The sequence below is a fragment of the Luteibacter sp. TLI7-4A genome (assembly GCF_056754745.1).
Genome location: NZ_JBPGWO010000001.1, coordinates 605,792 through 625,581, shown reverse-complemented (window position 1 = coordinate 625,581; position 19,790 = coordinate 605,792). Strand labels below are relative to the sequence as shown.

Genomic DNA, 19,790 nt, shown 5'->3' with positions numbered 1-19,790 from the left:
CTTGGGATGTCTGGATTCTTCGCCATACCATTACACAGGTGCCCGCATGAGAGGTCGATGTCCATGGAAAAGGCCGCGCATCGCTGCGCGGCCTTGGCTCGAACGAGGAAGGGAGGTTCGGCGGCTTGTCAGCCGTGGTCCTCGTTTTCGTGCGTCTGTTGGGGGGATTCCGGGTTCCTTGGTTTCTTTTCGATGCGGTCGCCGACGTCCTTGTCGTAGTCGCGTGGGTTTCTGGGTTTTGTGTCTGGTTTGTCTGGGATGGATTGGGCCAGAAACGTGCCGGTTTGGAGAAGGTGGGTAGGATGCATTTCAGACGTGGACATGACTTGTCTCCTTGGAACCAGGCACTAGATCTGAACTCACTCTCCGTTACGGTTGGTTATCCATTCTGTGAATCAATGGAACACCAAGCTGATGCACGGCTCCAGCCTCAGAATCGATATTCCACGTTTGCGCCCAACGTACGGACATGAATGGTTTCGTATGTGCGCCTATCGCCGCCGCTCTCGAGCGACTCCGGGTTAAATATGTCGTAGGCCACAGTTACACCAAGATGGGCAGTCACGTCGTAGCCGATACCCACACCGAAGTAATAGCTATCGTTGTCGTGTCCGAACTTGGCATGTACGGGCTCCGCGACGACTCCATTGATCGTGTCATAAAACGACCCCGCGTAAGTCGTTCTATAGCGGGCTGCGCCGCCATGTGCCGTAAGAACCCAATGATACGGAAGTTCCCACCGCACATTGATGCCAAGCATCCCTGCCCGGACCTTCTGCCGCCGATTTACCTGGTAGCTGTTGGTGTACGGAGGAACAATTGGTAGAACGATAGTTTCGGAGTCTTTCGCGGTAGCCGTCCCGAGGCTGGCGTAGCCACCTTCGACACCGAGATACAACGATGGCGCAACATTCCAGCGATATCCTGCAAGGACGTTGAAAGCATGGCTGTGGCGATCGTCGACGAGCGTATCAAACCGCGGGTCGAGGCCTCCTCTTGGAGGCGTGAGGTACTTGCTGGTATTGAAATTGCTGCGCCCACCGCCAAGCGAGATGAACGCCCCTTGGCTATCGGCCTGGGCGGATTGAGCGACGAAAGCGACACCCATGGCGAGCGTACCGACTTGGAGAAGCTTCTTCATGAAATTCCCTGTTCCTGTTCCCACTCATCGAGATGTGAGCGAGGCCATAAGGCGGTGAAATTTAACCATATAAGTCTACAACTATCACACCTTGGTCTAATGCAGGCACCACTCAGCCGGGTGGCAGGGGACTGTAGGATTTTTCCTACAAGAGGTTCAGCTATCACCTACAGCTATTGGATACCTTCTATCGTAGCTCCACCCTACCCGCCACCACACACACCCTGCCGGGTCACCACTTCGTGCTCGATGGAGTACCCCTAGAAAGCGACTTGGGGCAGTCTAATAACCGACGGCAGTCTTCGGTCACCCGATTGATTCTTTGATTTAATTCAGTTGGCAGTCTCGTGATGGGCTTCTATCTAGCTCTACTTTAGAAATCCCCTCAGACAGCCTAGAAGGTGGAAGCAGTGCAAGGTGACTGTTTGGTCCGGCCTGCATCTGATCCGGTTGAACACATCCTAGGAAAACGCCAGGAGGCGTCATGAACATCGAGGAAAGAATTGAAGCCCTTGAACGACGCAGCAGGCGTTACATGGTCGCGACACTGGTGCTCGGCACAGCCTTAGCAGCGTTGATGGTCAGCGGCTTCTCTGTACAACGGGAGGGGACAGACCACGTGCTACGAGCAAGGGGTTTGGTCATAGAGGATGCGCAGGGCCGGCCGCGCATATTGCTGGGCGCGCCATTTCCCGAAGTCACGCAGCGTGCCCGCGCCGATACGCGCAGCACTGCGATGATCTTTCTCGACGAAAAAGGGCATGACCGGCTTACGATCGGCGAAGCCCTGCCTGCGCAGCAGCACGGGAAAGTCCCCAAGGCAGATACACGCATCGGTTCATCGTTCGGAGTCATGATTCATGACCTGGAAGGCAATGAACGCGGCGGTCTGAGCTTCCTGAGCAATGGGCGAGCCACCCTAGCCCTCGACTACCCAGGACGCGACGCTATCGGCTTGTCCGTTGACGACAAGTTGAACCGCGCGGAGTTCATGCTCAACTACTCACCGAAGCTGACGGGCCCCGGAAGCTCGTTCGAGCTTTATCAACAAAATGACCAGACAGTCTTCTCGATCAACAACAAGGAAGGTGACCCAGCCATCGTTAAGACATTCAAGTTCGGAGTTGAGCAGAAGGCCGGAGAGTAACCGGAAGGCCAATACTGAGGACGACCATGGTGCGAGATATCAAAAACAACAAATGGCATATAGGTCGTGGATTAGCGTTCGCCGAGGCGGGGCTTTTCCTCGTACTTCTCGGTCTCGCCCTTGCCTACCGCGCCAATTGGATCGGTCATCTGCTGGCGTTTGCCCTGCTCGGCTTCTACGTCTTGGGTTCCATCCATTTCCTGTGGCGGCTCATCAAACGCCCGTCTGACCCAACGCCGGCCCTAGGACAACTGGCAGCCATGCCTCGCCGCGTGAAGCAATGGGTCCTCGGAGACTCTGATCGATCCTAAGGCATCTTGGAAGTAGGTCACTACAAGGCAACCATCATGCCCACTACCACCCTCCTCCAACGGATATCCCTCTGTAGGCGGCCCTGGACGCAAGATCAGTGCAACGCCTCGCACCCATCGATGGCGATAATTGCACCCTCGTCGGTATTGACGGAGTTCTCCCGGTCAACCTTATAGCCACCGACAAATACCTCTCCGTTTACGATACGCACGGTGATCGGCGTCTTGGCAAGGCTCGTAAGGTTCAGAGTCTCCCCCTCCTTAATGGTCTTCGAAAAGTCCATGGGGAAGAACAGTACGACGCCGACCGGCTTGCCTACCGATGGATCAGCGCTGCCACGAACCACGAAATGCCCCAGGACGGAATGCTCGTCCACGAAGCGCCGGGCGTCGCTCTTGTTCATGGCCGCAAGCTTGGCGGAAGTCTCCGCGCTGCATGCGCCGTCCACGGGTGCGAAGCGAGTGATTATCTGATCCCATTCCGGCGGATATGCGTACTTCGCGACCTTTTGGAACGACGTCAGGATCGGGCTCGCAGCGATGGCGTCTCTCAGGTACTTGAACTTGGAAACATCAGCCAAGGCGAGTGACGAAAAACCCAGGCATGCAACGAGAGACATTGTCGCGAGGCAGAGAGCGGACTTCATGCGGAACGGCTTCCTTGGCATTGGACCGGATGGCTGCATTGGTATTGGCTGCCCTTGGATACCATCGAACCACCAGTAGCACCGGCAACATGCCAACCAACGGGAGAGCCCATGACCACCAAGTCAAAATCGCTCATACTCTGATCCACTCGTTGTTATGTATCCAACCCTTCGATACGTATCTGACGAGCTGCATGCCTGTGCTCTTCCACCTTGACGACCTCGTAGTCGGTTCTGGCTCCCTGCTGCGTCTGCCACTGCTTGACTCGCACCGTGCACACAAGCACATCGCCCTTGGCGAAGGTCTCCACGCTTCTGTTCACATCGTCAAGGAATGACTGATCGGAGATGGTTGCACTGATCGTTGCCGCGCCATCCGACAACCTCCATTTGTTGTCCTCCTTGAACGCAAGGGAGATGATCGAGAACACCATGCGTCGCGTATCGTCGATAAGCAAATCCTCCTCGACGTCAGGCGCGTCGAAAGCCGCACGTTCATCCTTCTCCACAACGAGATTGAAACCAACACCTTGGCCTACAGCGAACGTGTTCACTCCGGCTCTATCAAGAGGCGCGAGAACCTTATCGAATGCCTTCCTTACGCCAACGTCCCGCAGCAAATCGACCGCTTCCTTTTCTACTTCGCAGAACGCTTCTCCGACGTAGATTCGAGCCTGCCTCGGCATTCCGTCGACCTCGGACAAAACCTCAACTCGCGTAATCGTCCTGCGATCGAGCCACACGAGGAGTTGTGCCAGGCCCTTTGCTCCAAAGAAGCCCAAAGGCGTGAGAATGGCCAATCCATTCGCCACCGCTGCAGCGTTTTCACCCGCAAACAGGTCGCGAATCGACCTCAGCCACTGCAACCCGGTGACAAAGTCGATATTGAAACTGCCCGTCTGGAACGAGCCTTTCACATTGATCTTGAGTTTGACGTTTTCGCCGAACAACACCTTGGCGGACGATTCAAGCAGCTCTGCCACCGCTAACAGTGCCGGCGCGAGCTCCCTCGGATCCATTTCATGGTTCGCGAGGGCGGGGCCATCGTAGGTGACGCGGAATTCAGTCATATCGTCCATGGTGCTTCCCTGCCAGGTCACGTTCTGAGATTTGATCTTTCTGATTCCAGCGAGGATATACGCAGAGCGACACCTCTTCGACCAGCCATCCGGCCGGCGCTCTTTCCGACTGTCCCGGCCATTGACCTGGCTGGCATTCGACCTTTTGCAAAAACAAAGCCGATACGCGCGGTCGAAGGCGGTATATCCCGACACGACTCGTCGGCAACTTCGCCTTCGTGTACGAGAGGCATACCCACATTCAAAACGATGGGAAAGCGAAATGGTGCCGGAGTGGGCGCCGAATACCTAGGACTGACGCGACTTGTAGGCCGTCCGTCGGGCGCTTACTCCCAAAGTTACTCATCTTCGCTTCCGCCTAGATCGGCCTAGAATGTGCCCAGGGGTGAGTCGATCAGGGGAAGGAATATGGGGAAGCTACTTTGCGTCCTGCTGGCTATAAGCCTGGCGGGCTGTGCCACCGGCTATAAGGCCAAGGGCTGGTCAGGCGGGTTCAGCGAAACCCAGCTGTCGCCGGACACGTTCATGGTCAACTTCGCAGCCAACGCCTACACCACGCCCGAACAGGCGGCCGACTTTGCCATCCTCCGGGCAGCGGATAAGTCAGAGGCCCTCGGCTGCGATCACTTCGCGATCCTCAACGGGGCGGACACGGCCACCACCGGAGCGGTTACCGTCAACACGGCCGCCTACGGGGAGAACACGGCCATATCCACGGGTGGCGTTTTCCCCATGGTGAAGCCCAACAGCAAGCTCATGGTCCGGTGCTTCAAGGGTCAGCCATCGGGAACCCAGGCCTTCGACGTGGTCTTTATCCAATCGAGCATTCGGGCTAAGTACAAGCTGAAGCCGTATCAGGTGAGCCGGTGAGCCGGTTTGGGTGGGTATTATTCGGTGTCGTCCTTTTGCCGTTGTCGGCCCAGGCGGATCTACCCAAGGTACAACCCAGGACCCATGCTGAATTCATGAAGGGGTGCAGGGAAGCTACCGAAATAGAAATGACATCGCCCCCGGCCGCGATGTTAAGGGCAGCATCGTGCTTTGAATATGTGAGGGGGATCATGGATGGACTCGGCGCTGCCGGTCCGCTGAGAGTTAAGGACTTCTCAATTTGTGAGACGGGAAAAACTCCAATCATCAAGGTAATCCGTCGGATGGTTTCCACCGAAATTGACAACCCTGACGTCGCTAAAGATATGACTGATCGGCTGGCGGTCATGATCGCGCTATCCCAGCTCTCGCCGTGCAAGAAGGGGGCGAGCGTCGATTGATATCCGTTGTTCTCAACAGTATTTCGCTGTTGTTTGCAGTGGCGGCTGATTTCTCTGATTCTTATTCAATCAGGCTAAACCGCCCTAACTTCCCTACAAGCCTGCCGCAAATCGTCTCACTGTGCCATGGGCCGCATCACTACTCATCACTACTTTAGTGATGGAGCCGCTTCAAACCGCCTGTGAGGTACCCTCCACCGTGTATACCCACCTACCCGCTACCACCCTACCGAGTCCCTCCTGCGTCCTCGATGCAGTACCCCCTAGAAAGCGATTTTGGGCCATTCCAGTACGCGACCGGCGATCTCGCAGGACAGTTTGATTCTTTGATTTAATTCAAACGGCGGCTGCTCGCCAGAAAGCTGGTGTCTACCCAGCTCTACTTTAGAAATGCCCAAGCCGCCTAGAAGGGGTCGCTACAAGGGATGCACGCTTGGGCGCTGCCCCTATGGCGAGACCATACATCGCCGTACAGACCCCTACGCAGGGGCATCTAGACCTATCTGACAGGAGGGTGGCCGTTTATGGCGACCGAAAGAGACGAGCCGCTCAACATCGCAGGCAAAGACTGGTTCAAGGAGGACGAGGCCGCGCACTACTGCGGGGTATCGCTACGCCAGTTCCAGACGCACTACCAAAGTCTGGGCATTGCACCCAAGCGATTCATGGGAAGGAAACTCTTTGCCCGTGAGGAACTGTACACGGTGATCAGCCGGTCCGACCCTTGGCACCAACATACGCAGTCAGCCAAGGACCGCCAATCGTTCATTGATGCAATCGTGCGAGGTCGGAATGAAGTGGAATCTGCTGCAAGGCTGGCAAAGAAGCTTGCACGGGACGCTGCCAGCAGCCCTAACCTGGCTCCGATTCCGATGCGGTCATACAAACCGAGAAAGAAGACGGCTGACTGACAATCTTCACTGTGTCAGAAAACTCCGGCCGCTCTTTTTATAGCGTCGGAAAACATGCGTTAGCACAGGGGTGGACCCAATTGAGGGATTAGCTTTATAACGATCAGCCGCCGATGCGGATGCCATCCCGGCTCGGCCCCGTGCCTAGGTAGAGGCCCGTCCGCAAGCGCTCCTTACCTGATGGATTATCGCCATCGCTAAGCACCTAACAATCCGGCTTACGCCGCTGGACAACGACTGACGAAGGTCTTTATAGCGTCGAGCCTCGACACCTGCATTTGGCAATCATTGTCGGTGACCGTGACCGCAAGATCATAGTCGGCGCACTCCCGAACTTCGATAGCCTTAAGAAGCGCGAGCGCAGCTACGCGAGCAGCGTGCCCCATGTTCTTCCTCACCGAGGCATCTGGATGATCCCACTTGTGAAGTCGGCGGTAGGCCTCTCGGTGTCCAATCAACCCGGGCCGGATCGTGGCCTTAACAGCTGGCAGCTTCTCCACGTGGGGCCGAATCGTGTGGTATGTCGAATAGTAGGTTCGACTTATAACCGCCCGAAGTGTCGCTTCAGTCGCTTGCGCCGTCGCGTCGAGCGGATAGAAGCAGCAGTCAGCGAGGATGGCCGAGGCAGATATCCCCATGGCTTAAGCTTCCATTCCAAAGACCACCCATCCATCTGTTACCGCGCGCAGTTCTTTTTCAGACACGTGTGAAAAGGCGTTTATTTCACACTTCGCCAATGTTTCCATATCCACACCACTTAGTGATGCAGAATAGGAAAGGGAAGGAATCTCGTCATCCATCACAAAACTAGCCCTCCATGTAAAATCTGCGCGACGCCGGGGCAACGCACTTCTGAACTCTTGAACGGCCGTCACTACTTCGGCCTGAGGCACCGTCGTCCGCTCGGACCAGTTAATGAAGAGCAGCGCTGTCGCGAACGCCTTCGCATCGGGTAGCTGTGTTGTACCCCAAAATGGGCGCAGCCCAAGGCGCGACAACGCATCATCGTCCGAGCGATCAACATTGTGGCACCAGGACGCGACCAAATCGGCAGCAGTTTCGACCGCCCCGACTTCGAGGAGCATCCGAAAAAAAGCCTTCTGGAAACCAACGTCCGAGCGATAAGCGTCCCAGTTATCTTTCGCCAGTTCGACCATGCCCTGATAGTCGCGCGCCATGATCAAGGCGAGCATGTAGTTGAGACTCACGCTGCTGTTAGGGTTATGCCAAAGCGCGCGATTGAAATTTTCTCGAACGGCTTCGATGTTCAGGAAAACGGATTCGACCATACCCACGAAGCTGTAATAAGCCTCGGGAAAATCCGTCTTTAGAGGTTCTGCTTTGCGCTTGAGCTTCTTCAACTCGAATTCAGGCAACGGATCACGCTCTTCGAGAGCGGTCAATTCGTCAACGAGGTCATTGAAGATTGAGGCTGGATTCGGAGCGGTCACGACCGTCCCTCTAAGGCGTAAAGGTGAGTCAAAGCATTCCAGCGTACCATCGTGCTGGCTGTTTTACCTGAACGCGCTACGCGGCTCGTGGCTCTTCGCATCCGTCTCCCCCCTGTCCTTTCGCGGAGAATGCCCGTGAATGGCTCCCCCCGCAATAGCTAAATCGGCAGACACGCCTCGCGGCGACTTGCTTAACAGTTGCGCTGCATTGGGCGGTCCTCCTTCTCGCCCACGGATTTTCGGGAGCCCAACCACCTCAGCAACGGCAGCCCGGGCGGGGGCGGTCATCTCCCGCTCGGGGAACGGGGGGATGGGGGTCACCTCCCCGTCCCGCACTTAGGGCCCGGTGGCCGTGGCTGCGGGAAGACCGTAAAGGTAGTAGTCCAGTAGCCCCTGACGCTGGGCCTTGGGCTGCTTGGAGAGCCACCGCTGGATGGCCTCGGCCGTAGCCCTGGCATCGGAGGCCGTCTGTCCTGTGCGCGCTGCTACGCGGGAGTTGGCAGCCCCAATGGCATCACTGACACCCAGACCGAGGCTGGAGCCCAGGAGGCCACCCTCGATGCCGCCCAGGCCGGAGCCCAGGAGGCCGCCAATGCCGCTACCAATGGATCGGCCTAGCCACCCGCCGTGGTTCCCCAGGTTCTTGCCGAAAATGGCTCCTGAGAGCAGCCCTTGGGCTTGAAGGTCAGCTGCCGTCCCCGGACCCGCCGCTGCGATCTTCTGATCGGAGATCCCGCGACGCTGGAGGCTGTCCCGTACGCTCTCCAACTGAGCCCGTGCCTGGTCACTCAGGCCGTAGTTGGCCTTGTCGTCCGACCGTAGGGCCTGCTTTACACGAGCGACTGCAAGCTGTGGATCGCCAGCAGTGTTAAGGCTACCCGGAGCGTTAGGGTCAAGTAGCCCTCGGATGGCCTGCATGTCGTTGATGGGCTGGGAGAGCTTGGCGTACGTCCCCAGGTTATTACGATAGCCCGGTATCGCTCGGTCGAGAGTAGAGACAATTTTGGCGGTGACCGGTCCATACAGGGCAGCCTCTTGAGAGCCGACAACGCCGTTAGTGGCGTTTGCGGACAGCATATTCCCTATGTTCTGCCGCATATCGTCAAGGGCCCGAGCAGGGACCATTCCGGTTTCGTCGGCGTTTCGGGCGATCAGGTCGAGGTGCTGGCGAGCGGCTCCGGCCACAGTGGGATTGCCGGACTTCGTAAGCTCCGCAAGCTGGCTAGCGATCCGGCTGGGGTCCACCATATTCTGGTTGATGGCGGTGATGGCCTGGTCGAGCACCTTCTGCGCCTTCTTAGTCTTCACCGTGATCTGGTTCAGAAGGTCGGCACCCTGCCCCTCGTCCAGCGTCCCACGAGCAACCTTGGAGGCGATGGACTTCGCTTGCTGAAGGGCCTCGTAGTCGGGCCGGAATACCTGCCCCTTCACGTCGCCCAACAGCCCCACTGCCGTCCTGTAACGCTGCTGCGGGTTGCTGGGCGACAGGTAGTCCTTGAAGAACGGGGACGTGGCGTCCCGACGTGCTTGCACCGCTGCCGCTAGGTCGTCGTCCGTACCCGCGATCTGCTGCAACAGCCCCATGCGCGCTGCGTTGTTGGAATTGTCCTGCGCGACGAAAGCCGGTGCCGATGCAGGGTTATTACGCAGCATCCTCTCAGCCTGCACGGCTTCAGGCGTTTGCAACACCTGGGCAGCCGAAGGAACCTCCCCAGGGACGAACGCTGGCGCATTAACCAATCGCTGCACCGTCGCATCATCGGCCCCATACAGGCGGGCAATGTTCGCGTCGGCGATGACCTGCGGGTTCGTGACGTGCTGGACAACGTTCCCGATGCCACGGCCAATAGCGGAGGCGCCAGCTGACGCACCGTAAAGGACCGGACCCGTCGCCGTTCCAATGGCGACCTGCTTGGCTTTATCGGTCCCGTAGTCCTGACCGCCGTTGGTGACGGGCTGGACAGCACTCATGACCGCACCTTCGCCCCCCAGCAAACCTAGCTTTCCTAGCGTCTTCGACGCGGTTGGCAAAAGGCCCAATGCACGAGCCTCTCCGATACCCGTCGCCCACGGCAGTACCTCACCAAGGGCCGCACCTGTGTAGCTGCCGACGGAGTCCGGCACCGCTTGCTGGTATGCCTGCTCGCGGTCCTGCACCCATTTGTCGTAAGCCGCGGTTTGCCGGTCGATCCAGTTCCCATCCTGCTTTCCAGTAATCAGGCCGGAGAGCGTCTTGTCGGCCGGGGCGATGACGTCACCGACGGCCTTTGCGCCATGCATGCCCAATTGCGCGATACCGACCGGGATACTCGCGACGTGATGGGCAAGAGCATCGCCCATGTCGTTGCCAAAGTCGTTTACATCCTTATAGCCGGATGTCAGCGCATCACCGACACCCTGCCAGAACGATGGTTCGGTCGCCTCCGGACCACTCATCATCGGGGACGGCGTCTGACCCTAGGGGTTGCCTAGGTTCGCCTGCGCGTACGCGATAGCGTCCTACTCAGAGGCTCCCTCAGGCGCATTTATCTCGTAGGTATGGCCGTCCGGGCCGGTAACGTGAAAAACAGGCATCAGTCGACCCTCCGTGCAGACCAGCCACCGTTCGCCGCAGCTTTGGGCTTCTCTCCGCCCTTGAACTTGGTGAATAACGCGTTGGCATCAGGGCTTACGAGTTGAATGCTCTTGGACCCGTACCCCAAACCCTGGTCAAGCTGTGCCTGAAGACCCGCGAGGCGACCCTCGATCAAGCTGGCCGCCGTGCGTCCAAAACCCTCCTGCTGTGTCGGTGACAGGCTGGCATCGAGGCGGGAGCGGATCTGTTCGCGGTCGGCAAGTGCACCGTTGCTACCCGCGAAGACCTTCGCCAATTCGTCGGCAACAGCGTCCGCATTGAGGTTGTAATTGTTCACTGCATCCTTGCCCACTTGCGTGCCTGCTGAGTTCGCAATGCTGTTCCAGAGCGGAAAACGACCATTGTTGAGTTGCTTTCCCTGCTCAAGCAGTTGGTCGAGATGGTGGGCTGCCGTGTTAAGTGCCGTGATGTTCTTCGCGGTAGCCCCTGACGTGAAATCCTTACGTGCCGCTGCGCGTGCCTGATAACTGCCCGCCTCAAACGTCGGGTCGACCTGTTGCGCATCCTGTATGACAGATTGCCACCACGGCGAGGTCGCAGCTTTGCCGGTGGGAACGGGGTAGCGGCCTTCCACCACTGCACGGACAACGCCCTGACGGTCAGCTGGGAGCGTCTTGAGGAAGTCCTCGCCGTTGGGAGTGCCGGGAGCGTAGCCCTGCGCATCGGCCGTAGCCCCAGGAAGCGGAAGACCGAGCGCCTGGAGTGCCTGCTCTCGGGAATAACCCTGCTTCATCAGGAAGCCCGCATTCCGCTCAATGGCCGTTTGCTCACCACCTCCGCCAGACGGCCCCTGCCAGCGCGGAGCCGTGCTTTCAGTCACCCACGGTGCGTCAGCACTGGGCCGCGTCTGATGGAGAACGTTGGAGCCCTGCGTGATGTCCCTCGTGTTCAATTCATCTTGCGTTTTCTGGGTCTGGAGTTCCGTCAGCTTGTTGCGCAGTTCGTTCTGATGAAGTTCCATCGCCGCCTGCGGGTCCAGCGTCGCCAGTTCGGCGGCATAGCCTTGCTGATCAAAGATCGGCTTTCCGTCAGGGCCCGGCGTGACGTGTTTCAGAGCCAAATCCTGAATTGCCCGACGACGCTGCATTTGTTCCTGCTGATCTGCCATTTGCGTTTGCTGAAACTGCATCCGCTGCTGTTGAGACTTGTCGTCCTGAAGCTGCCGCGCACCCTGTTGAGCGGAGTTGATGCCACCCAAAAGACCACCGGAGATCGCCTAGATTGGTGTCACGCCCGGTTGACTGTTAGCAGCCAGGATAGACAGACCAGCATTAAGCAGTCCGCTATTAGCAAGCTAGCGACGTTCGTCGTCCGTGATGCCTGGGGTGGGCCCGAGAAGCCCATCAAGAATTGCCATGTGTTGTCCGCCTTAGTGCACGAGTGTGGGCGCGTCAACGACGACGCTTGGATTATGGTTTGGCTCAAAGATGGTGACGACCTCATTTGTCGGCAACCACACAATGTTCCGGATGCCGTTGTGGTCCGGAAGCATTTCGACCCGCAGGAAGCTAGGAAGTGAACCGTCTATCCACGTGCACCGGAGGGTTGGGCAAATGATCCTGGTCTCGGCGTCGTCACTCGGAAGCCAGTACGGCATTCCGCCCGGCATCACGTGAGCCCTTGCGGCAACGCTCTCGGGGGTAAGCACAATCAGGTATTCCATATGGCCCCCTTAGAGGTAGTAGGACGCGAGGCCAGCGGCGGCACCGATGGCAGTGCCCCAACCTGGAGCGACGGAACCCGCTGAGCCACCCGCAATGGCGGCACCAATCGCGCCACCTGTCGCAGCACCACCCGCACCGGCAGCAACCGCACCGCCGACAGTGCGGGGCTTATATGCCGGGTTAAGTCCGGACGTAGCCGATCCCTGGAACTGGCCCGCAACGGAGTTGAGCGCGTTGCCGTAGTTCGCAAGCCGCTGCTGGTCGTAGCCGAACTTCTGCTGATACCAGTCATTGTAAGCCTGGTCGATATTGCCCTGAGCGTAGTCCTACTGGACTTGGCCGAGCCCTGCAAGCTGGCTGTTGTATTGCGCCTTTAGGGCGCTATATCCGTTAAGGGCACTCGATGCCCCGAGGATGTTCTGCGAGTTATTCTGCGAGACGGCCAGTTGATTTTGCACACCCTACTGCCAGCGATCCGCCGAGTTGTTGTAATCCTGATATCTGAGGTTCGTTGTGTTATCGGCAAGCGTACGTCCCAGCGTTTGCTGGCTGGCATCCTGAGCCTGCTGCATGGCTGATCCGCCGAAAGCGCCGCCCTGTGCAAACTGCGTCGGCAGGCCAACCCCCGCTCCACGCAGGTACGAATCCGTGATGTCGCGATTGGTGTAGTTGACCATCGCATCTAGATTCGGGTTGGACCCCATATAGGGATTCTGCCCTATGGAAACATTCTGCGATCCGCCGATGATTGCCTACAAGGCCGCCTGCTGCCCAGCGTTACCATTCGCCCCAGCTGAGGCATTGACGTAAGCCTCCTACTGGCCTTGTGATGGACCGGCGTTCAGCTGACCGCCATAGGACTGGTATGGCTTATTGTTGACATCATTCGTCTACTGGAAGAAGCCCTGATACGCGTTTGCAAGCCACGGCGGAAGCTCCGTCTTCGTCGTGGTCGTCGTGTTTTTTGGTTGAGAGCTTCCGCCGCCCATGATTTTGCCTCGATGATAGTTAGACCAGTTCCGCCCACTGGCAAAAGAAGAGCCGTGCATTACCCGGCACGGCGTCGGGTGAGGTAGGGGCCTTGAGGCGGCAAGGGGTCCCCACTCGTATAGCCGTTTTCAGGGTGCGTTTCCGTCCCGACCGCCGTTAGGGCGCGGTCCGCACCCAGCCGAGCGGCAAACCGCCATTTTCGATAACTTCGCCTTCGCACAAAGCATCAGAAGAAACGAAGTGGTCACCACTCGCTGTGGCACATCCAAATATCGCAGTTGGGGCATTAGCGTGGCCTGCTGAGGCATAAAGCCAGCCGACAATGCCCTCAGACTTCTGGCCTTCGCATCCGACATCGCGACTTAGCAGGTGATGTTTTGCGTCCAGAGTCGTACAAGCATAAAGAGGCTCCGTACCATCATTCTTGGCCATGAAGATGAATCCAAGAGTTTGCTCCAACTCGTAGCCTGGAGATACGAAGCCCGTAGTGACCCAATGCCCCTCGGGATACTTGGCGTACCTTTTCAGGGGCAACGTTGCGGGGGATGGACTCCACGTCACTAGCGTCAGGTCCCACGTAGAGGGTGATGCATCGCCACCTGCAAAGTACAAGGCGATGGAAGGAAGCCAAGGCGTTATGTCGCCGTAGCCATTCCGACGAAAGCCCGGGCTGTGATTTAGTTCGAATCCCGTCAAGGCCGAATTCACCACCCCCAGCGCATGCCACGTTCCTGTCCCGTCGCGGAACTTAGCTCCGTCCATCGAGTAAAGTCCGAATTGAAACTTGTCTTGCTCGCCCGCCCTCTGAAAGTTGCAATTGGCGATTGCTCCGTAGAAAACGTCGGAAGCGTAGTCGTAGCCGAGATCGGCATTCGTGCACAGAATGGTTCCATCTGAAGCCACGTTATTCAGAAGAACTGGACTACTGAAGCTGATGCCGTCGCTACTGGTGCGCTCCCACAGTCTGTCGCCGCTAGCCGTCGACGTATCGGTATGCATCATGACGATCGACGCATTTCCGTCCGCATTGTAAACGGCCGGCTGACCCGCTCCATATGATGTCGAGGTAGGATTTTGCGGTGAAATAACTGGATTGCCTGAGTACTTCCTCCAAGTCAATCCATCGTCGGAGAACGCAACACCTACGAAGTTCGGTCCATTAGGGTTGCTGGCTCCCGTATAGTAGAGCGCGTACGCATATTGGTGGCCGTCATCTGGGTTGTTGAATCTACCCTTCACGACGGATGGATCGCATGTAAACACCCCGTCCCAATGTGATGCATCGGGCGTCAGGACGATGGATGGAGTGGTCCAGGTAGCAGATGTCTTGTCAAAGACTGCGTGATAGATCACGTCGGTGTCGTTTGTTAGTCCAGGAGCCTTCCCCGATCCGCACCACCAGAAGTCCTCAGTAGTTCCGTTCACAATCATTGATGGGCCATAATCATAGCCGGAGTGCTGAAAAATCGTTGCTCGGTTCGGCAGCTGCTCGTCTGCCCACGAAGCCGGATAAACAGCCACACCCCACAGTAGGCTTGAGCACCAAGCTGCTCGCAATCGCATCTTCTTCATACGGCGACTCCCTTCCATTGACTCGACGCCCATCCTACAAACAATACAGGGCTCGTTGTACGATCAGCTCATGGAACCGACCGAAGAATCCGTACTGGCAGTCGCTGCGATCGTGCGGGACTCGGCAGCCATGAACGATGCAGCCCTTGCCCGCGACTTCGACGAAGCGCGGTTTCGTGCACAGCTAGTTATCGCCAAGGCTGACGCGGCGGGTCTGGAAGACGTCGTTCTGGCTGGCGCTAGGGTGCTGGACAGACTTGGCCCACCGGGCTCCGCCCCACGGCAGAATTATGGCGAGGCAATGCTCGGTTTAGCCCATGCGCTCGATGTCATAGGCTTTGATCCCTTGTGACCTGACAGTCATGACAAGTCTCTCCGAGATCAGGCGGGCTAACCTAGCCACGGTTTTGCGGGAGCTAGAGACCGATAGAGTCACGAGCCTTAGGGAGAAGGCGGAAATCCTCGGCGTATCCGAACCCACACTCGGTAAGCTGATTAGCGGCGTCCCGATGAACGACGCCCTTACCCGCGAGATTGAATGGGCCGTTCACAAGCCGATTTATTGGATGGATGAAGACCACCAAGGCGTCCCGCCCTAACGCCCTTAGTGGCGACGACGTAGATCGGCCCTGACATCATCAGCCACCGGCCCAACGCGCTTCACGGAAGCCCGAAGCTGTTCCTCTGACACTCCAAGCTCCTTCGTCCAGTATCGAAGCTCGTAGTCCTCGTTGATGTTGATCCGGGTGCGATCGGCAGGGCCACGGTTGGTTTTATCGTCGGACATTGTCGTCTCTCCTGGGGTTAGCTCGGTTGAGCATGCCTAAAGGCGTGTGGACCGTCCGCGAAAAACATCAATCACCGCCACCAGCCAGTAAACCTGACGTGTCAGGTTTTTCCTACATGGCCGCAGGAAAAGCCCTACAGACTTGCAAATAGGGGGCTTGCGAAACTCCGCGGGCCCAACAAGGGGCACTAAAGAACAGGGACCACCAATGATCGGAAAGATGAAAGCGTTGGCACTATCCGCCGCCGCGCTATGCGGCTTTGCCTCAATGCCGGCCTCCGCGGAATGGCTGAAAGCTGGTCAGACGCTTAATGCAGGCCAGGGACTCACAAGCCACGATGGTCGGTACACTGCCATCATGCAGGGCGACGGCAACTTCGTCGTCTATCGCAACTCAGATATGGCCGTGATCTGGCACACCGGCACCAACGGTTCGGGCGCGAATCGCATTGTCATGCAAGGTGACGGAAACCTAGTGATTTATACGCCAGATGGCCGCGCTGTCTGGTGGACTGGAACGGTGGCGAACGCTGGCTTGGCGAACGAATTCACCGTCGATGACACGGGTCGAGCAGTGGTCATCGCATATGCGCCAGTGTGGGCGACAAATACGGTTACTCCCGGCGGGGCGCCTCCGGCTGCACCCCTTGTCTTTCAATTCGGGTTCCATTTTCAGCCAGGCGTCGTCTACAACGGCCCCAATGGAAATCAGTGGACGTTCCAGACAGATGGAAACCTAGTCCTCTACCATAATGGCCGAGCAGTCTGGGCGAGCAACGTTACTCAGGCACATGGCGGTCGTGCCCTCTACGCCGTGTTCGAAGAGCACCTGACCACCTGGAACGACTCGGGATATGTATGGCAAGGAGCCGATAGCCAAGGCTATCCCCCGGGCTTCACTTACGAAACTGGTGCCGATAGAGCCGTGAGCCTCCATGCAGACAATTCATTACTCAATATCCAAGACGATGGCAACGCGGTTGTCTGGGTAGCCGCTCGCAAGTGGGGCGCGCCAAGTAATGACCCGCCAGCTTCCAATCTTCCACCGACGACCGGCCCACATTGCATCGGAGATCCCACTGCACCGTCGTGCACGGGGAGCGGGTCCGAATACGATTGGTCCTTCCCTTGGTGATAAAAGCGCCTTGATCTAAACGGATCAACTTTGCGACAAGGGCCCGACTATATCGGGCCCTTTTTAGAATCGGTATCGGAACGCGCTAAGGCGACACCCCGCGATCACCCGGGCATGTAACGTCGACGTTACAGCTTGTCGTTGCCTATCTACCAGCGTAGCGTCAGCTACCGAACCCCGGAAACAAACATGACCAATCGGAATGCCCCTGGCAGGGCTTCCCCAGTCGTCCTAGCGGCTGAGTACATCCGTATGTCCACGGATCTCCAGATATGTTCTCCGGTCAATCAATCCATCGCCATAGCGGCCTATGCGCACGAACACAGCATGCGTGTCGTCCGAAGCTACTTCGATCAGGGACGAAGCGGCCTGGATATTGGCGGTAGGGATGCCCTGCAACGGCTAATTACAGACGTGCAGTCAGGCTATGCAGAGTTCAAGGTAGTCCTTGTGTACGACGTCAGTAGGTGGGGTCGGTTCCAAAATTCGGACGAAGCTGCCTACTACGAATTCCTGTGTACCCAGGCTGGAATTAAGGTCTGCGACGTCGCCGAGCTATTCGACAATGACGGTTCGCCGTTGGCGATGATCCTCAAGGGTCTGAAACGCACCATGGCCGCCGAGTTCAGTCGCGAGTTGTCTGAAAAAGTATATGCAGGTCAGTACAGAGGGACGTGCCTAGGGTTCCGACAAGGAGGCTTCGCGGGTTATGGGATGAGGCGGATGCTGATTGATGCGGGAGGAATCCGAAAGGGAATACTCCAGTTCGGTCAGCGGAAAAGCATCTGCACCGACAGAATTATCCTCGTACCAGGCCCAGCAAACGAAGTGGCTGTCGTCAGGCGGATATTTCGTGAGTACGTCGGCGGGAGGTCTCTACGTCAGATAGCGATGAGGCTAAATGCCGATGAAATTCCTAATTATCTAGGTCGCCGATGGGCCTATGGTGCTATCAGACGGATGCTCATAAATGAGAAGTACATAGGCAACAATGTTTTCTCCCGCTGTAGCAAAAAGCTCAAACAACACACCGTTTACAACCCCCCATCGACTTGGGCTCGAAAAGATTCAGCCTTTGAGGGAATCGTCCCTCTTGGCCTGTTCTACAAAGCAGCAGAGCGCCTAGCACGGCAGCGGAAGGAACCGACCACGAGTGAGATGCTAGTTATCATTCGGAGGATCATGGCGAGGGACGGCTCGATCAGCATCAAGCAAATCAAAGATGAGCCAGGCGTGGTGTACTCGCAATACCGAAACCGTTTCGGGAGCATGCGGGAGCTTTACGAAATCGTGGGGTACGAAGGCCATAAGAGCCTCGACTTTGTCGTGCCAAGGCAACGCCTTAAGAGATGGCGGGAAAGCCTGACGTCATTTATCAGGGAGATCATCGACGAGGCGGGATCGCGTACCCGCAGAGACGGGTGGGTCGTACATGTGGACGACGCATGGACGATGAGCGTGATCGTTCTCCAGGCGTCGCAGTACAAGGGTCGCCCGCGGTGGGTTTCTCGCCGTACGCCCATGAATACTGACGTTGTGGTCTTCGCCAGGATGACCCCGGACGGCGGAGTACCCATTGATTATGTAGTTCTCCCCCGCCTCGCGTGCGGCCCTGGGCGGGTAAGCCTCCGGAATGAGAACGGCCCGTTCCTTGAGGCGCACACCTTCAACTCCCTGCATATTCTCCGCGATCTCGCAGTCACGTCCACTACGAGCCCAGCCCCGTGTGGCTGACCGAGCTAGCTACTGCGGCACGGCTCCGTAATGAGCAGATCGCTCTTTCGAACTTTGTCACGATGTGCGAGGCCTGCATCGTCAGTGCGGGGATCTCCCTTGAATACCTTAAAACCAACACTTCATACGCCGCCTTGCTTGCGCGACACGGGCTGGCCGCGAATGCGCTCGTTCATTCCGCTAGGGCAGCCCGCAGCGGAACGGACGAAGGGGTTCACATTCTGGAATTTGTCATTCTTAGGGGAAGCATCGCTAGGCTGCTGAGACAAGCAGAACTTGTGAACTGGCTTGCACGCCACGAGCCATGGCACCTGAGGACGCTACAAGGAATACTAGAGGTCGAATTGCGTCCTCTAGCTAACGATCGTAGCGAACCACAGTGTGATTAGGCTCCTTAGCCGAGGGCCACCAAGAGGCGCCTAGATGCCATGAGCAGCCAGGAGCGCAGACGGACCTCGGCGGCACGTGTAGCAGCACGATATCCACTCGCACGAATTCCCAGCGTCTTCGCCCTCGCATCCTGAGAAATGGACGCTCTCCGGAACATGATTCGTTCCATGGCGTCGTTAAGCGCTTCCGACGCAAACGCACCACTAACGCTTGCCAGCCCGAACCGTTCCACGTCCGGCCAGAACCGCCCCGCGTCACCGGTTACGTAGAGAAAAAGGACTGCTTCAAGGGGGCCGTCCAGCTTTGCCAGAGACAACGCTGCAAGGACGCTATGACTTGGCTTACAGACCGGTGTGGCTACTCGGTAGGCCGACTGACGCCATGCCCGCTGTCGCCTCACGTGCCGAGAGCCATCAACGCTCCATGCAGCCTGCTCCGTCACCAGCCCGGGACTGCACACCGTCAGTGCATGGTTCTTGGGATCATCGTCAGTCCCCGGCACATAAGGGGAGTCAATGGTCGTTGCAAACCACGGACTCCCGTAACCGAGCGCCCCTGCGAGAAGTCGCGCGGCTCGCTCGATTGTTTCCTCGTCCGTATCGGCCCGCCTGCCGATAGTCATTCAGGCTTCCCGGCGTCGCTGCTCGGCAATCCGAAGCTCATATCGTCGCCAAGCCCAACGACGGTACGGGACTGCCAACAAGGTGCAGGCACCAAGCCGCACTCGTTGGACGTCGGGTCTGCGGTTGTTCCAGCCCGGCGACCGTTGAGTAACGGCTAGGGCGTTACTAACGGCGTTACGCGTTACGTCACGACCTGCACTTGTCCGAATGTTGTCCGATTTCGATGCGGACACCGTCGGAAGGTTCTCGGAGGTCGTCGGGTCGTATCCGGGGAGATAGTGGATGCTCATAAATCACAACCC

Annotated in this window: 18 protein-coding genes; 7 read left to right on the top strand and 11 right to left on the bottom strand. The window is 57.7% G+C overall.

The window, feature by feature from the left end:
- Positions 1–128: 128 nt before the first annotated feature.
- Positions 129–323: a hypothetical protein gene (locus ACR9Y6_RS02795; protein ID WP_481279892.1), complete on the bottom strand. Its 195-nt coding sequence runs from the start codon at positions 321–323 to the stop codon at positions 129–131.
- A 107-nt stretch (positions 324–430) separates the two neighbouring features.
- Entirely contained in the window at positions 431–1,141 is a 711-nt protein-coding gene (locus ACR9Y6_RS02790; protein WP_481279891.1) for an outer membrane beta-barrel protein, read from the bottom strand.
- Positions 1,142–1,625: 484 nt separating this feature from the next.
- Between ACR9Y6_RS02790 and ACR9Y6_RS02785 the strand changes: the two genes are divergently transcribed.
- On the top strand, positions 1,626–2,288 hold the full coding sequence (locus ACR9Y6_RS02785) for a hypothetical protein (protein ID WP_481279890.1): 663 nt from the start codon (positions 1,626–1,628) through the stop codon (positions 2,286–2,288).
- 71 nt (positions 2,289–2,359) lie between these two features.
- Here ACR9Y6_RS02785 and ACR9Y6_RS02780 read toward each other — a convergent pair whose 3' ends face one another.
- The 3 genes from ACR9Y6_RS02780 to ACR9Y6_RS02770 form a co-directional block, all read right to left on the bottom strand.
- Positions 2,360–2,485, bottom strand: a complete 126-nt coding sequence (locus tag ACR9Y6_RS02780; RefSeq protein WP_481279889.1) for a hypothetical protein — start codon at positions 2,483–2,485, stop codon at positions 2,360–2,362.
- Between the two features lie 209 nt (positions 2,486–2,694).
- Positions 2,695–3,246 carry a hypothetical protein gene (locus tag ACR9Y6_RS02775; protein WP_481279888.1) on the bottom strand — a complete coding sequence of 184 codons (552 nt, stop codon included), beginning with the start codon at positions 3,244–3,246 and terminating at the stop codon, positions 2,695–2,697.
- A 155-nt stretch (positions 3,247–3,401) separates the two neighbouring features.
- Positions 3,402–4,325, bottom strand: coding sequence for an LAPAL motif-containing putative phage structural protein (locus tag ACR9Y6_RS02770; RefSeq protein WP_481279887.1), 924 nt, complete (start codon positions 4,323–4,325; stop codon positions 3,402–3,404).
- 408 nt (positions 4,326–4,733) lie between these two features.
- Between ACR9Y6_RS02770 and ACR9Y6_RS02765 the strand changes: the two genes are divergently transcribed.
- The 3 genes from ACR9Y6_RS02765 to ACR9Y6_RS02755 all read left to right on the top strand — a co-directional run bounded on the left by ACR9Y6_RS02765 (position 4,734) and on the right by ACR9Y6_RS02755 (position 6,507).
- Complete coding sequence (locus tag ACR9Y6_RS02765) at positions 4,734–5,195, top strand: CC0125/CC1285 family lipoprotein (RefSeq protein WP_481279886.1); 462 nt, start codon at positions 4,734–4,736, stop codon at positions 5,193–5,195.
- 191 nt (positions 5,196–5,386) lie between these two features.
- Positions 5,387–5,596 carry a hypothetical protein gene (locus tag ACR9Y6_RS02760; protein WP_481279885.1) on the top strand — a complete coding sequence of 70 codons (210 nt, stop codon included), beginning with the start codon at positions 5,387–5,389 and terminating at the stop codon, positions 5,594–5,596.
- Between the two features lie 524 nt (positions 5,597–6,120).
- On the top strand, positions 6,121–6,507 hold the full coding sequence (locus ACR9Y6_RS02755) for a hypothetical protein (protein WP_481279884.1): 387 nt from the start codon (positions 6,121–6,123) through the stop codon (positions 6,505–6,507).
- A 641-nt stretch (positions 6,508–7,148) separates the two neighbouring features.
- Here the strand turns inward: ACR9Y6_RS02755 and ACR9Y6_RS02750 are convergent.
- From ACR9Y6_RS02750 to ACR9Y6_RS02730, 5 genes are all read right to left on the bottom strand, one after another.
- Positions 7,149–7,958, bottom strand: coding sequence for a hypothetical protein (locus ACR9Y6_RS02750; protein ID WP_481279883.1), 810 nt, complete (start codon positions 7,956–7,958; stop codon positions 7,149–7,151).
- Positions 7,959–8,294: 336 nt separating this feature from the next.
- A complete protein-coding gene (locus ACR9Y6_RS02745) occupies positions 8,295–10,397 on the bottom strand; it encodes a hypothetical protein (RefSeq protein WP_481279882.1) in 2,103 nt (700 codons plus the stop codon).
- A gap of 134 nt (positions 10,398–10,531) precedes the next feature.
- Positions 10,532–11,791: a hypothetical protein gene (locus ACR9Y6_RS02740; protein ID WP_481279881.1), complete on the bottom strand. Its 1,260-nt coding sequence runs from the start codon at positions 11,789–11,791 to the stop codon at positions 10,532–10,534.
- A 927-nt stretch (positions 11,792–12,718) separates the two neighbouring features.
- The gene (locus tag ACR9Y6_RS02735; RefSeq protein ID WP_481279880.1) at positions 12,719–12,934 is read right to left on the bottom strand and encodes a hypothetical protein; all 216 of its coding nucleotides are present in this window, start codon (positions 12,932–12,934) and stop codon (positions 12,719–12,721) included.
- 469 nt (positions 12,935–13,403) lie between these two features.
- Positions 13,404–14,819: a hypothetical protein gene (locus ACR9Y6_RS02730; protein ID WP_481279879.1), complete on the bottom strand. Its 1,416-nt coding sequence runs from the start codon at positions 14,817–14,819 to the stop codon at positions 13,404–13,406.
- A 70-nt stretch (positions 14,820–14,889) separates the two neighbouring features.
- Between ACR9Y6_RS02730 and ACR9Y6_RS02725 the strand changes: the two genes are divergently transcribed.
- Positions 14,890–15,171, top strand: coding sequence for a hypothetical protein (locus ACR9Y6_RS02725; protein WP_481279878.1), 282 nt, complete (start codon positions 14,890–14,892; stop codon positions 15,169–15,171).
- Positions 15,172–15,423: 252 nt separating this feature from the next.
- Here the strand turns inward: ACR9Y6_RS02725 and ACR9Y6_RS02720 are convergent, their stop codons facing one another.
- A complete protein-coding gene (locus ACR9Y6_RS02720) occupies positions 15,424–15,606 on the bottom strand; it encodes a DUF3606 domain-containing protein (RefSeq protein ID WP_481279877.1) in 183 nt (60 codons plus the stop codon).
- Positions 15,607–15,814: 208 nt separating this feature from the next.
- On the opposite strand from ACR9Y6_RS02720, the gene ACR9Y6_RS02715 reads away from it, so the two are divergent.
- Both ACR9Y6_RS02715 and ACR9Y6_RS02710 read left to right on the top strand, forming a co-directional pair.
- On the top strand, positions 15,815–16,741 hold the full coding sequence (locus ACR9Y6_RS02715; RefSeq protein WP_481279876.1) for a hypothetical protein: 927 nt from the start codon (positions 15,815–15,817) through the stop codon (positions 16,739–16,741).
- A gap of 189 nt (positions 16,742–16,930) precedes the next feature.
- Positions 16,931–18,475, top strand: coding sequence for a recombinase family protein (locus ACR9Y6_RS02710; protein WP_481279875.1), 1,545 nt, complete (start codon positions 16,931–16,933; stop codon positions 18,473–18,475).
- Positions 18,476–19,790: the final 1,315 nt, after the last annotated feature.